9 protein-coding genes and 16 tRNA genes are annotated in these 12,364 nt (G+C 46.4%); 23 read left to right on the top strand and 2 right to left on the bottom strand.

The genetic code is table 11. From position 1 onward, the window contains the following. Window positions 1-191: 191 nt before the first annotated feature. The 21 genes from IEY34_RS30275 to IEY34_RS30175 all read left to right on the top strand — a co-directional run bounded on the left by IEY34_RS30275 (window position 192) and on the right by IEY34_RS30175 (window position 9,003). Window positions 192-267, top strand: a tRNA-Asn gene (locus IEY34_RS30275). A gap of 3 nt (window positions 268-270) precedes the next feature. Next, window positions 271-362 (top strand) — tRNA-Ser (locus tag IEY34_RS30270). A gap of 15 nt (window positions 363-377) precedes the next feature. Further along, window positions 378-452: transfer RNA gene (locus IEY34_RS30265), tRNA-Glu, on the top strand. Between the two features lie 15 nt (window positions 453-467). After that, window positions 468-540, top strand: a tRNA-Val gene (locus IEY34_RS30260). A gap of 59 nt (window positions 541-599) precedes the next feature. Then, a tRNA-Met gene (locus IEY34_RS30255) sits at window positions 600-676 on the top strand. Between the two features lie 35 nt (window positions 677-711). Continuing rightward, window positions 712-788, top strand: a tRNA-Asp gene (locus IEY34_RS30250). Window positions 789-810: 22 nt separating this feature from the next. After that, window positions 811-886 (top strand) — tRNA-Phe (locus IEY34_RS30245). Window positions 887-902: 16 nt separating this feature from the next. After that, a tRNA-Thr gene (locus IEY34_RS30240) sits at window positions 903-978 on the top strand. 25 nt (window positions 979-1,003) lie between these two features. Continuing rightward, window positions 1,004-1,085 (top strand) — tRNA-Tyr (locus IEY34_RS30235). 12 nt (window positions 1,086-1,097) lie between these two features. Continuing rightward, window positions 1,098-1,171 (top strand) — tRNA-Trp (locus IEY34_RS30230). Between the two features lie 25 nt (window positions 1,172-1,196). Beyond that, window positions 1,197-1,269: transfer RNA gene (locus tag IEY34_RS30225), tRNA-His, on the top strand. 24 nt (window positions 1,270-1,293) lie between these two features. Then, window positions 1,294-1,365 (top strand) — tRNA-Gln (locus tag IEY34_RS30220). Between the two features lie 8 nt (window positions 1,366-1,373). Beyond that, window positions 1,374-1,448: transfer RNA gene (locus IEY34_RS30215), tRNA-Gly, on the top strand. 10 nt (window positions 1,449-1,458) lie between these two features. After that, window positions 1,459-1,532: transfer RNA gene (locus IEY34_RS30210), tRNA-Cys, on the top strand. 13 nt (window positions 1,533-1,545) lie between these two features. Beyond that, window positions 1,546-1,634, top strand: a tRNA-Leu gene (locus IEY34_RS30205). A gap of 18 nt (window positions 1,635-1,652) precedes the next feature. After that, window positions 1,653-1,731: transfer RNA gene (locus IEY34_RS30200), tRNA-Leu, on the top strand. Between the two features lie 130 nt (window positions 1,732-1,861). Further along, window positions 1,862-3,658: a sensor histidine kinase gene (locus tag IEY34_RS30195; protein WP_189019083.1), complete on the top strand. Its 1,797-nt coding sequence runs from the start codon at window positions 1,862-1,864 to the stop codon at window positions 3,656-3,658. After that, the gene (locus tag IEY34_RS30190; RefSeq protein WP_189019081.1) at window positions 3,633-5,249 is read left to right on the top strand and encodes a response regulator; all 1,617 of its coding nucleotides are present in this window, start codon (window positions 3,633-3,635) and stop codon (window positions 5,247-5,249) included. The genes IEY34_RS30195 and IEY34_RS30190 overlap by 26 nt, the downstream gene beginning before the upstream one ends. Window positions 5,250-5,443: 194 nt before the next feature. Next, window positions 5,444-6,418 carry an ABC transporter permease gene (locus IEY34_RS30185; protein ID WP_189019079.1) on the top strand — a complete coding sequence of 325 codons (975 nt, stop codon included), beginning with the start codon at window positions 5,444-5,446 and terminating at the stop codon, window positions 6,416-6,418. A gap of 35 nt (window positions 6,419-6,453) precedes the next feature. Further along, window positions 6,454-7,365 (top strand): carbohydrate ABC transporter permease, encoded by a 912-nt coding sequence (locus IEY34_RS30180; RefSeq protein WP_229757910.1) that lies wholly within the window; start codon window positions 6,454-6,456, stop codon window positions 7,363-7,365. A 69-nt stretch (window positions 7,366-7,434) separates the two neighbouring features. Continuing rightward, window positions 7,435-9,003 carry an ABC transporter substrate-binding protein gene (locus IEY34_RS30175; protein WP_189019078.1) on the top strand — a complete coding sequence of 523 codons (1,569 nt, stop codon included), beginning with the start codon at window positions 7,435-7,437 and terminating at the stop codon, window positions 9,001-9,003. An 83-nt stretch (window positions 9,004-9,086) separates the two neighbouring features. On the opposite strand, the gene IEY34_RS30170 is transcribed toward IEY34_RS30175, so the two are convergent. Beyond that, window positions 9,087-9,197, bottom strand: coding sequence for a YjcZ family sporulation protein (locus IEY34_RS30170; RefSeq protein ID WP_189019092.1), 111 nt, complete (start codon window positions 9,195-9,197; stop codon window positions 9,087-9,089). A gap of 186 nt (window positions 9,198-9,383) precedes the next feature. Here IEY34_RS30170 and IEY34_RS30165 point away from each other — a divergent pair, with 186 nt between their 5' ends. Next, window positions 9,384-10,154, top strand: coding sequence for a class I SAM-dependent methyltransferase (locus tag IEY34_RS30165; protein ID WP_194455271.1), 771 nt, complete (start codon window positions 9,384-9,386; stop codon window positions 10,152-10,154). A gap of 74 nt (window positions 10,155-10,228) precedes the next feature. After that, the gene (locus tag IEY34_RS30160) at window positions 10,229-11,443 is read left to right on the top strand and encodes an ROK family protein (protein WP_373291373.1); all 1,215 of its coding nucleotides are present in this window, start codon (window positions 10,229-10,231) and stop codon (window positions 11,441-11,443) included. On the opposite strand, the gene IEY34_RS30155 is transcribed toward IEY34_RS30160, so the two are convergent. Then, on the bottom strand, window positions 11,433-12,227 hold the full coding sequence (locus IEY34_RS30155) for an alpha/beta fold hydrolase (RefSeq protein ID WP_189019074.1): 795 nt from the start codon (window positions 12,225-12,227) through the stop codon (window positions 11,433-11,435). The two genes, IEY34_RS30160 and IEY34_RS30155, sit on opposite strands and share 11 nt — an antisense overlap. Window positions 12,228-12,364 lie beyond the last annotated feature (137 nt).

Raw genomic sequence — 12,364 nt, 5'->3', positions numbered from 1 at the left:
CGAGGTTGATAGGTTCGAGGTGGAAGTGCGGCAACGTATGCAGCTGACGAATACTAATCGGTCGAGGGCTTAACCTAATATAGGGATCTTTAATCGTAGATTAAAGTCTCTCAGTTTCAAACCTAAATGTTACTTTACGCACGTTTCGTATCTAGTTTTCAAGGAATAAATCCTTGTAATAAGTTTTCTATTCCCTGATAGCTCAGTTGGTAGAGCACTCGACTGTTAATCGAGTTGTCACAGGTTCGAGTCCTGTTCGGGGAGCCATATGGAGAGGTGTCCGAGCTGGCCGAAGGAGCACGATTGGAAATCGTGTAGGCGTCACAAGCGTCTCGAGGGTTCGAATCCCTCTCTCTCCGCCACTATCTTTCTAGCAAGGCCCGTTGGTCAAGTGGTTAAGACACCTCCCTTTCACGGAGGTAACAGGGGTTCGAGTCCCCTACGGGTCACCATTCATTACTTCCCATGGAGGCTTAGCTCAGCTGGGAGAGCATCTGCCTTACAAGCAGAGGGTCGGCGGTTCGATCCCGTCAGCCTCCATCAAGTTTCCTTTTAAAGTGAGACTTGCAAAGCACGGAGACGTGAATTATAATTAACGACGCGGGGTGGAGCAGCCCGGTAGCTCGTCGGGCTCATAACCCGAAGGCCGCAGGTTCAAATCCTGCCCCCGCAACCAATTCATCTTCTTGTAGAAGATATTGTACTTAGCATGGAGCTGTGGTGTAGTGGCCTAACATGCCTGCCTGTCACGCAGGAGACCGCGGGTTCGAATCCCGTCAGCTCCGCCATTTTTCTTCAAATATTCAGCAAGGCTTTGTAGCTCAGTCGGTAGAGCAGAGGACTGAAAATCCTCGTGTCGGCGGTTCGATTCCGTCCAAAGCCACCATTTCTTAATTAAATAAGCCGTTGTAGCTCAACTGGTAGAGCAACTGACTTGTAATCAGTAGGTTGGGGGTTCAAGTCCTCTCGACGGCACCACAAAGGATCAAAGGATTTACATCATGGAGGCTTAGTGAAGTGGCTAAACACGGCAGACTGTAAATCTGCTCTCTCCGAGTTCGGTGGTTCGAATCCATCAGCCTCCATTTACTTTTTCTAGGGGCATAGTTTAAGGGTAGAACAAAGGTCTCCAAAACCTTTGGTGTGGGTTCAATTCCTGCTGCCCCTGCCAAAAAAGTAAACAACTTAATATTGTGGCGGTCGTGGCGAAGGGGTTAACGCACTGGTTTGTGGATCCAGCATTCGCGGGTTCAAGTCCCGTCGTCCGCCCATTATTACCAACATGCAAGATAATGGGGATTAGCCAAGCGGTAAGGCAACGGACTTTGACTCCGTCATGCCAAGGTTCAAATCCTTGATCCCCAGTTTTATATGCGGAAGTGGCTCAGCGGTAGAGCATCGCCTTGCCAAGGCGAGGGTCGCGGGTTCGATCCCCGTCTTCCGCTCCATTATTACTAAGGCGCCATAGCCAAGTGGTAAGGCAGAGCTCTGCAAAAGCTTTACCCCCAGTTCGAATCTGGGTGGCGCCTCCACATTACTTTATAAGCCGGAGTGGCGGAATCGGCAGACGCACAGGACTTAAAATCCTGCGGTAGGTGACTACCGTACCAGTTCAAGTCTGGTCTTCGGCACCATTGTTTTACAACGTATATGCCGGCATGGCGGAATGGCAGACGCGCTCGACTCAAAATCGAGTCCGAAAGGGTGGAGGTTCGAGTCCTCTTGCCGGTATAGAAGAAGCTCATGAAATCAATTGATTTCATGAGCTTTTTTATTTGTCTTGACGGTTGTCCATCACGAAGGTTACCCTATAAGTGATTATTTGGGAGAACATGTCAACGACAAAGGGATGCGATCGTGATTGAACTGGAGAAAATCTCTGACTTTTAAATTTGTGGCCGGATTTGTGATTATTATTTCTCCACTTATTATTTTCTTGTACTATAATAACCATTACGCGATTACTGTCGTAAGGGAGCAAGTCTCAGGAGCCAACAGGAACCTATTGGCGGATTATGTGAAGCAAGTGGATAAGCAGATGAAGGAAATCAATAATTATTTGAATTTGGTCAACGATCGTGAGCCTGACGTGAATCTCTTGAATTTCATGGAATACGGCACGGATGATTATATGCTGACGAAGCAAAAGATTTTCACGCGGTTTCAGGTGGATTTGGGATACTTCCAAGTGATCGACACCATTTTTTTATATAATATCAAGGATAAAGATATTGTGCTGAATACACGATCCGACTATTACTTGAACGAGAAAGTGATCGCAGATTACATAGAAGCGCATCCCAAAGACGACGAGATGCAGAAGATTGGTTCTTGGCAGCTCATTAAGGTGGGCGATGAGACTGCGTTCCTCAAACTAATCCGCAACAATAATTTAGTGGTTGGATGTTGGATTAAGGCGAACACCGTGGCTGAGCCTTTGAAGTTTTTGGATGTGGAGAACAGCGGCGGCGGGGCTGCACTGATGAGTTTGGATGGCGAGGTGGCATCGGGCACCAAATTGACGGAGCAGCAAATCGCAATGGCAGCCAAAATGCCGGAGCCTCAAGCAAAGCCGTATCAATCTGTAACCGATTACACGAATGAACTGTCGTATTTACTGGTTGCTATTCCAGCAACGATGGTACCGATCAAGTATGTTGTTCTTATTCCGGAAGCCAGTATGCTGAGGAATTTACCCTTTTTCCGATTGGCAATCTATATGATTCCACTTGGCGGGCTGCTGATTTTATCCTTTTACTTCATATTTGTTAGAAAAGTATTGCTTACTCCGATGAAGAAGCTCATCCGAGGAATGCAGCGGATTACCCGTGGGGACTGGGATGTTCAACTTGAACCGGACAATACGACGGAGTTTGCTTTTGTAATACGTACGTTCAATAATATGGTCGGAGAAATTTCCAATCTGAAAATTGATATCTATGAGCAGCAGTTGCTTACGAAAGAGGCCGAATTTAAACATTTGCAGGTACAGATTAAACCGCATTTTTACTTGAATACGTTGAACATTATCACGAGTCTCGCGGCAACTAAGCAATACGATGTTATTCAGAAAATGGCCCGCTACTTGGCTGAATACTTCCGGTTTAATATCACAACATCAAGAAGAACGGTGACCATGGAGGCGGAGATCAGGCATATTCAGAATTACTTGGAAATTCAGAAGCTTCGCTTCCCAGGCAAGCTTACTTATGAGATCAATCTTCCAGATGAGCTAGGTCACTGTTCGATTCTTCCGCTCACGATTCAAACGTTGGTAGAGAATTCAATTATTCATGGTTTCATGAATCGCCGTGAGCTTTTTATGATCAAGATTGAAGTGAGAGAAGTCGTGCTCGTGAAAGACGGCGTTGAAGCGAAGACCATTTGGGTGCAAGTGAAGGATAATGGCATCGGTTTTAAGCCGGAGATCCTCGACAAGCTGCGAATGAACCGCTGGCATGAACATGCGGGTGAAGAAGGACATCTAGGTCTTCAGAATGTGTTATTAAGACTGCAGATGCGCTATGGGGATCGTGCGCAATTGGTATTTAGTAATGACGAGGCTGACAAGGGCGCAACTGTCCAAATCGCTATTCCCGCAATCTATGTAGAAGATGAGGCTGAGATGAACGATGACATACCAGATATTGGTCGTTGATGATGAGTTTTATGCCGTCCAAGGAGTTACTCAGGGGATTGAATGGGCTTTCCTGGGGATCGAACAAGTCTATGAGGCGTTAGATGCAGAAGAAGCGAAGATGAGGCTCATACAGTCTCATATCGATGTTATGATTTGCGATATTGAGATGCCGAACATGAACGGGCTTGAGCTTATTAAATGGGTGAAGGAACATTCCCCATGGACGGAAACCATATTCCTGACGGGGCATGCGGATTTTTCGTATACGCGAACTGCGCTGCAATCGGGATCTTTTGATTATATGTTGAAGCCTTTTGACTATGAGGAATTGAAAGATGTTGTCAGGCGAGCGCTCGAGAAGATTCAGGAAACTAGGGAAGCGCAAGGCTTTCATGAGATTCAGCAAAGATACTATGCTTTATTTCAAACGCATAAACCGTTGCTGGAGGAAAAGTTTTGGCAGGATCTCTTGGCCAGGCGGATTCCGCCATCCCGCTCGTCGTTAGAATCGCTCATTGCTTTGTATGAGCTGAGTTTTGCGCCAGAGAGCCGCGTACTGCCTGTGCTGATCTCTGTGGAGCTGTGGAAGAAAGAGTTGAGCGCACGCGACGAAGACATTATGGAGTATGCGCTCCGCAACGCCGCAGGGGAACTGATCTTAGGCAGTGACGCTGGGGCAGTCCTGCAGGACCGCAGCGGCAATAACCTGGTGCTGTTCTACCTGCCACCGGAACAATCATTCGATCGGGGCGATCTTGCCGAGCGTTGTGAACATTATATTCGTTCCTGCAACGAATATTTCTTTTGTGATTTAAGCTGCTATGTCGGAGAAGCTACGGAGTTTAGCAGTCTATTGGAAATGTACGTGCAGTTGTTGGAAGCTGAACGAAGCAATGTTACTGAGTCTAATAGTGTTATTCCATTTGACGAACAACGCGAGTCGTCTCGACAGGCGCTTATGATTCCTTGGATATCAGGAATTTCCGTTCTATTTGATCTCGGCAGCAGGGAAGATGTCTTGCGCAAGCTGGATGAAATTTTTTCCATGTTGGAGGCAGAGCCAAGTCTAACGATCGAAACGTTGGAATCGTCGTATCACGCTTTACTGCACATGATCTTTCAAGTGTTTCATAAACGTGGTCTCACCCTTCAGGATGTCTTTGCGCCACGCGATCTGTCCGACAGTGCCTCGGTGACACGTTCATTATTGCAGTTCAAGGTATGGTGCTACCGCGTCATTCTGAATGGGATGGATTTCGTTATTAATAATGAAAAAGGCGAGGCTTCGGTCATTCAGAAGATTTCCTCCTATATTGACGATCATATGCGTGAAGATATTACGCGTGAGCAAATTGCCGAGTATGTTCATTTTAACCCGGCGTATTTGTCACGATTGTTTAAGAAGGAAACGGGCAGCTCGCTAACGGATTATATCTTGGTCAAACGGATGGAAAAGTCGAAGGAATTATTGATCTCCTCCCAGCTCAAGATTGGTGATATAGCAGATATTGTGGGATACGAGAACATCCCTTATTTTACCAAGATGTTCAAGAAATCAACCGGTCGAACGCCAAGAGAGTATCGCAAGGAACGATCTACTTCCACATAAGCAAGGGGCCATTTCAATAGGAAGTGGCTCTTTTTTTTGCACAAAAGGAAGAAATCGGATGCGAAAAGTAACAAAAGTAGCAGAAATGAGGTCACAATCGGTTATAGAGCAGACGTTCATTCACTTCTATAATAAAGACATAAGAGAGAGAAACACAAGACCATACGAACTCAGAGCAGATAGGGGGAAGATCAATGAGCAAAGCAGCAACCGAGCAATTATCTGCGAAGATCAGCGATCCCGCGCAAGTCAGACCAAAGAAAGTCAGCTATTTTTCTCAGAAGAAGGCTTTGTACTTTATGCTTATTCCAGGCGTGCTGTATTTACTGCTTAACAATTATTTGCCGATGTTCGGCATTCTCATTGCTTTCAAGAAAATCAATTATACGGATGGTATTTTTGGAAGCCCATGGGCTGGATTCGAGAATTTCAAATATTTGTTCGCAACGGCAGACGCATGGACGATTACCAGAAATACCTTGCTCTACAACGCCGTATTTATTGTGTTAAATTTGGTTTTCGGTGTCGCCATTGCGATATTGCTGAATGAAGTGAAACAAAAGCTTTTATCTAAATTTTATCAGTCGGTCGTGTTTCTGCCTTATTTCTTATCCATGGTAGTTGTCGGTTATGTGGTTCTTGGATTTCTGAGTATGGAAACGGGATTTATCAACAAATCCATTCTGGAACCGTTAGGTTTCGAGGGGATTGATTGGTACTCGGAAGCGAGTTATTGGACACTCATTCTGCCAATCGTTAATACCTGGAAATATGTCGGTTACTCATCGGTTATTTACTTGGCGGCGATTGTCGGCTTTGATCAGGAGCTATATGAAGCAGCTACACTTGATGGAGCAAGCAAGATGCAGCAGTTCCGCTACATTACGATCCCGCTGTTGTATCCGCTCATCATTATTACGACGTTACTGGCCATCGGCCGGATATTCTACTCGGACTTTGGACTATTCTATCAAGTTCCCTTGAACTCAGGTACGTTGTTTCCGACAACGAATGTTATCGACACCTACGTATATCGAACGTTCTTAATTAACGGTGATATCGGCATGTCATCTGCTGCTGGGCTGTATCAAGCGATCGTTGGTTTTATTCTCATCCTTGCCAGCAATATGCTTGTCCGCAGGGTCAGCAAAGAAAACGCCTTATTTTAAACCATACTCGAGCTCAGTTCTAGGGGGTAAACAAGTTGTCACAAGCATCTGTGCAAAATAAAAAGGTCAGCGGACTCGACATATTCGTCCATCTTCTCTTCATCGTCATCTCTATCTTGTGTATCGCGCCTCTCATCTTGGTGATATCGGTTTCCTTTTCCGATGAAACATCGATTATCGCCAACGGGTTTAAGTTTTATCCTGAAGTGTTCAGTCTAAAAGCCTATGAGATCCTGTTCAAAGATTTTGAGCAGATTCTGCGCTCCTACGGGATCTCGCTTTTCGTAACGATTGCAGGCTCCGTTTTAAGCCTAATTTTGATTGCTTTATATGCGTATCCACTGTCCAGGGAAGATTTGAAATACCGCAATGCCTTTGCCTTCTTTATCTTCTTCACGATGCTGTTCAATGGCGGTTTGGTCCCGTGGTACCTCGTGTATGTGAATATTCTGCATTTGAAAAATACAATCTGGTCCCTGATTTTGCCGCTCTTAATGACACCGTTCTTCGTTATCGTGATGCGAACTTTTTTTGCCACGACAATCCCTACAGCCCTGCTTGAATCCGCCAAAATAGATGGAGCCAGCGAGCTCAAGACGTTCATTCGAATCGTCATTCCACTGTCCTTGCCAGTGCTGGGCACGATCGCTTTGTTTAATACCGTCAATTACTGGAACGACTGGTTTCTCAGCTTGGTGTTTATTAGTGATAGTCACAACATTAGCTTGCAATATCTCATGTACAAAACATTGCTCAACATCCAGTACATTACTTCGAACTCAGCTGTCCTTAACGGGATTTCAAGCGGTGGGGGTCAAATCGACCTGCCTTCCCGAACTCTCCAAATGGCAATGGCTGTTGTAGGCATCGGACCTGTTGTGATCGCCTATCCGTTCTTCCAGCGATATTTTGTGAGAGGTTTAACGATCGGCGCGGTAAAAGGCTAGCCCCGGGTGACACCGGTTACGATAGAGGTTAGTATTCATTTATAAAAACATATTTTAGGAGGGTTCTAAATGAAGAGAGTGAATAAAACAATGTTAACAACGCTTTCAGGCATGATCGCAGTTAGCATGGTTATGGCTGGGTGCGCAAAGTCCACTACATCAGAAACGACACCAGCGCCTGCTTCGACGGCAGCAGCAACAACGGCAGCAACAGCGACACCGGAAGCCAAACCAAGCGCGAAAACAGAGCTAGTAACGCTGTACTACCCTGGCGCGGAGCAGAAGGATGTGAAATCCGTTGAAGAAGAAGCGAACAAATATTTGAAAGATAAATTAAATGCAACGATTAAAATCAATGCGATTGATTTTGGCCAATGGAACGATAAATTGAATCTGATGATCGCTTCCGGAGAAGAAGCCGATATTATTTTCACAGCCGCATGGCAGAACTATACGGTAAATGTAGCGAAGGGCGCGTTCTTGCCGCTTAACGATTTGCTAGCTAAAAATGGTCAAGACATTGTAAAAAACTTGGATCCGGCATTCCTTGAAGGTTCCAAAGTCAATGGTAAAAACTACGGAATCCCGACCAATAAAGAATTAGCAGCTACACGTGGCGTACTGTTGCGCAAAGATCTGGTAGACAAATATAAAATGGATCTGACGAACGTGAAAACATGGAAAGACCTCGAGCCCTTGCTGAAAACCGTGAAAGAGAAGGAACCGGGCATAACCCCATGGTTTATCGCCAATCAAGGTAACGGCGGCAGCAGCGGTATTCTGGATAATTTGGACTGGGATTACCTCGGCGATGCTTCTGTTCCTGGCGTTATTTCCAAAACGGGGAAAGATACCAAAGTATTGAATGCGCTGGAAACACCGGAATACAAAGAAGCTGCCAAGTTGATCCGTACCTACTACAAGGCAGGCTACGTCAATAAAGATGCTGCAACTACAACGGTATTCCCCAAAGATCAAGCGAAAGCCGGCAAAGTGTTCATGTGGACGGATGGCTTGAAACCTGGCAAAGATGCTGAAACGGAAGGCTATGTAGGCTTCAAATTAACTCAGCTTGATTTGACTGTTCCTACAATCTCTACAGGTGATGCATCAGGGGCGATGCTCGCTATTTCCAAAACATCCAAACACCCTGATTTGGCTATGAAAGTCATTAATTTGCTGCACTCGGACAAAACATTCAATAATTTAGTTAACTTCGGGATCGAAGGCAAGCATTATGTGAAGAAATCCGAGACGATCATTGATCTGCCAGCAGGTAAAACTGCGCAAGACACAGGCTACAACCCAGGCGCACAATGGGAGCTTGGCAACCAGTTCTTGAACTACCTGTGGACAAATGAAGATCCGAACAAATGGCAAAAGTTCAAAGATTTCAATGCCAAAGGCATCAAATCGCCTGCACTTGGTTTTGCATTTAACAGTGAGCCGGTCAAAAATGAAATTGCCGCTTGCGCGAATATTGCGAACCAATATGGTCCAGCACTTTCGGCGGGGACGGTGGATCCGGATGAAGTCATTCCGAAGTTTCTGGAAAAATTAAAAGCTGCCGGCGTGGATAAAATCATCGCTGAAAAGCAAAAACAATTAGATGCGTTCTTGGCAGCTGCCAAGAAGTAAATAGTGTCTATGTAGAAGGAGCCAGGTTCAATGAACCTGAGCTCCTTATTTTTTGTGGCCGAGAGGCCAGTAAATTCACCAAATTACCAAGCGTAAGTCATTGTAACGATTACGAGCAAAATGAATAATACCAGAATAGCAGCAGAAGAAGTTCCATGTCCGTAACCTACAGCAGCACCGGCAGCAACACCCATTGATGTCACCCCCATTCCTCAATAATGCTCTCTGTGTATTTGGATGAGAGTCTATACATCCTATGGTCGGATGTACGGAATTGATTGGGTAATAAGCCCATTAACTGCTTAAAAATGGAGAGTTAGGCAGGAGCCTTTTTTGCGAAATTGGTCTAGGAAGCTGAACCAGAGGTACCTGCCCTCCATATGGTAGAAAAGAGAATGATATGCCATTATGGAGGTGCAAGTGCTATCGAATACTTGGATATGTTAGCTAAACTTGGGGTGGGTAATGCACATCCTGGGGGATTCGGCGAGACGGTGGAACAATTGAAGAAGTATCCCATAGAGAAAGGCAAGCGCGTGCTGGAAGTTGGTTGTGGGACCGGGAGGACAGCATGTTATTTGGCCGAACAAGGCTGTGAAGTGACGGCCATTGATATTCGGCCGGAGATGATCGCGAAAGCGAAGATTAGGGCTGAGAAGCAAGGGGCCCAGGTTGACTTGCAGGTAGCGGATGTCTGTGAGCTGCCTTTCGAAGACCTTAGCTTCGATGTCGTGCTGGTGGAGTCTGTTACGAATTTCGCTGAAGCACAGAAGGCAGTCTCGGAGTATTTCAGGGTTCTAAAGCCGGGAGGCAGGCTCTATGATCGAGAAGTCATCCGTGTCAAAGACATGTCAGCCGGCGTTCATCGTGCGCTTTGCAGCTTCTATGGTGTGAGTAAAATCTACAGCGTGGAAGAATGGCGAGAGCTGCTGGTGAACAGCCAATTCAATCCTGTAGATTTCTCGGGGATTCATCCGTTCCCTTTAACGATGTTTGAAGATCAAGTCCAACATCCGGACCCGGTTCATTTGTCTGATAAACAGTCATTTATGGATCCTCGCATTTGGCAAATCACAGCCAGATATGATGAGCTTGTCAGTAAGTATCATCAATATATGGGATATACCCTAATGATTGGATCGAAGGAATAAGTAAGTTGACGGCAGGATTTTGGGCTCCCTATGGCGAATTAGATGAGAAAGATTATCATTGGGGGCTGCTTCTTTTGAATGTAGATGTCATTACAGAGCGAATATCGAATTGGAAGGCGAAGGAAATCTATGATCGCATTTGCCGTCAATCGACGGTATCCAAAACCGAGCTGTTAGAGCAAAGCGGGATGACCGTTTCTACGCTGACGCGGCTTTTGGAGGAATTGACGAGCCAGGGACTCATTCTGGAATCTGGATTCGGTGCTTCAACAGGTGGGCGCAGGCCGATTCTGTATGAGAAGAATCCGGCCTATGCGTATATATTTGGCTTGGAGATATCAAGAACCTTATCGAAGCTTGTCCTCGTTGATCTGGGGATGAATAAGCTGGATACGTACAGCTGGACGATGACGGCTGAGATGACGCCAGACGTGCTGATTCGCCAGATTGTGGAAGCAGCGAACAGGATGCTGGAGCAGCATCACATACCGAAAGCTGCGTTGTTAGGGATAGGGATTGGCGCAGTCGGTCCTGTCGATCGACTAACGGGCACAATTCTGGAGCCCTCGTACTTTCTGGCGAAAGGATGGAAGCATGTAGAGATCGGCAGGCTGCTAACGGAAGCGTTAGGCATTCCGGCGCTCTTGGATAATGGCGCGAATACCGCCATTCTGGCTGAATCATGGCATCAAAGAACGCGGAGTTTCAAGCATCTGCTGTATATACATGCTGGGGTAGGTTTGCGTTCTTCCATGGTCTCCGAAGGAAAGGTCATCTACGGAGCAGTGGATATGGAAGGCTCCGTCGGGCAAATGATTATTCAAACCGACGGGGTCGCCCATCGTAATGCCTCGGGCAATTACGGGGCTCTGGAGTCCTACGCCTCCTTATATGCAATCGAGAAGGCGGCAAGATCTGCACTTAAACAGGGACGATCGACGATATTGTCCCATTACGTGGAGGATCCCGAACAGCTGACTTATCAGCACGTTCTGGATGCACTCAAAAAAAATGATCCCCTGGTTGTGGAGATCATTACGGAAGCTGCAACCTATTTTGGCATCGGACTCGCCAATTTGTTAAATATTTTGCACCCCGAGAAAGTTATTCTGGGGGGGCCGCTCGTGGCGGGAGGGGAGTTATTTTTCCAAACGGCTACCCAGGTAGCCATTCGGAAAACGTACTACTACCCCGCTTATCAGGTTGTATTCAGCAAAGGGCAGCTTGGTGAAGAAGCCCTTGCTATAGGAGCAGCCGTATTGGTCATGAACCAACTGGTTAGGCTGTAGCGTTCTTTAAGAACTCAATAAGCAGCGCGTTGAATGCTTCCGGGTTCTCCATCGGCGTCAAGTGCGAAGCAGCCGGGATCACTTGAAAGCTGGAGCCACTGATTTGGTCAGCCATCTTCTTCATGACATCAGGCGGAGCGATTGCATCGTGTTCCCCTGCGATGACGAGTGTTGGGACCGAGATGGTGCTTAACAAGTCGGTAGCGTCCTCACGGAACGCCATAGCCAGACTTGCATGGACAAGCCCTTCGGCAGCCATCGATTCCATCACAAGGCTTAACGATTCGACAAGTCCAGGTTGATCTTTCCTGGTTTGTTCCGTGAGCAGTTTAGGAAGCATGGCATCCTTTGCCGCAGCAGCGCCTTTGTCATATAGCGAAACAGCCATGTTCATCCGATTTTTGCGTGCTTCCGCCCCGTCAGCCTCCGGACGCGTATTCGCGAGGATCAGGGAAGTGAAGCGGGAAGGCGCTTTGCGAAGCAGCGCAAAAGCCACATAACCACCCATTGAAAAGCCGCCTAGTGCGGCTTTTTGTATGTCCATTTTGTCCATTAAAGTTAAAATGTCGTCCGCATATTGGTTAATGGAAATGTTCGTTACAGGAACATCAGATTGGCCCATTCCCCGCAAATCAGGAGTGATTACGCGATAATTAGCCGCTAAGGCTTGGACCTGAGAGGCCCACATGCGATGGTCCAATGGAAAGCCGTGCAATAAGATAACAGGCGCACCCTGTCCTTCTTCCTCTACGAACTGTTCTGCTCCGATAATATGATGTTTCACGTTCTCACCCTCCATTGTCGTCAAATATCGCTTATAAAGTCCTGGTTCATACCCGAAAAGTAGTTCTGGAGGATCAAAAATGAAGTAAATTAGCGAAAAAGTTATGTCTTCATACTTTCATTATGGTTAACTCATAC

It is taken from the genome of Paenibacillus marchantiophytorum, assembly GCF_014640555.1.
Classification (GTDB): domain Bacteria; phylum Bacillota; class Bacilli; order Paenibacillales; family NBRC-103111; genus Paenibacillus_E; species Paenibacillus_E marchantiophytorum.
The sequence above is the reverse complement of the archived record's forward strand: the minus strand, read 5'-3'. Positions and strand labels throughout refer to the sequence as shown.

Bases quoted from the DNA above. Each gene is read 5' to 3' on its own strand.
- IEY34_RS30190 (WP_189019081.1), top strand. From the start codon at position 3,633: ATGACATACCAGATATTGGTCGTTGATGATGAGTTTTATGCCGTCCAA.
- IEY34_RS30185 (WP_189019079.1), top strand. From the start codon at position 5,444: ATGAGCAAAGCAGCAACCGAGCAATTATCTGCGAAGATCAGCGATCCC.
- IEY34_RS30175 (WP_189019078.1), top strand. From the start codon at position 7,435: ATGAAGAGAGTGAATAAAACAATGTTAACAACGCTTTCAGGCATGATC.
- IEY34_RS30170 (WP_189019092.1), bottom strand. From the start codon at position 9,197: ATGGGTGTTGCTGCCGGTGCTGCTGTAGGTTACGGACATGGAACTTCT.
- IEY34_RS30165 (WP_194455271.1), top strand. From the start codon at position 9,384: ATGGTAGAAAAGAGAATGATATGCCATTATGGAGGTGCAAGTGCTATC.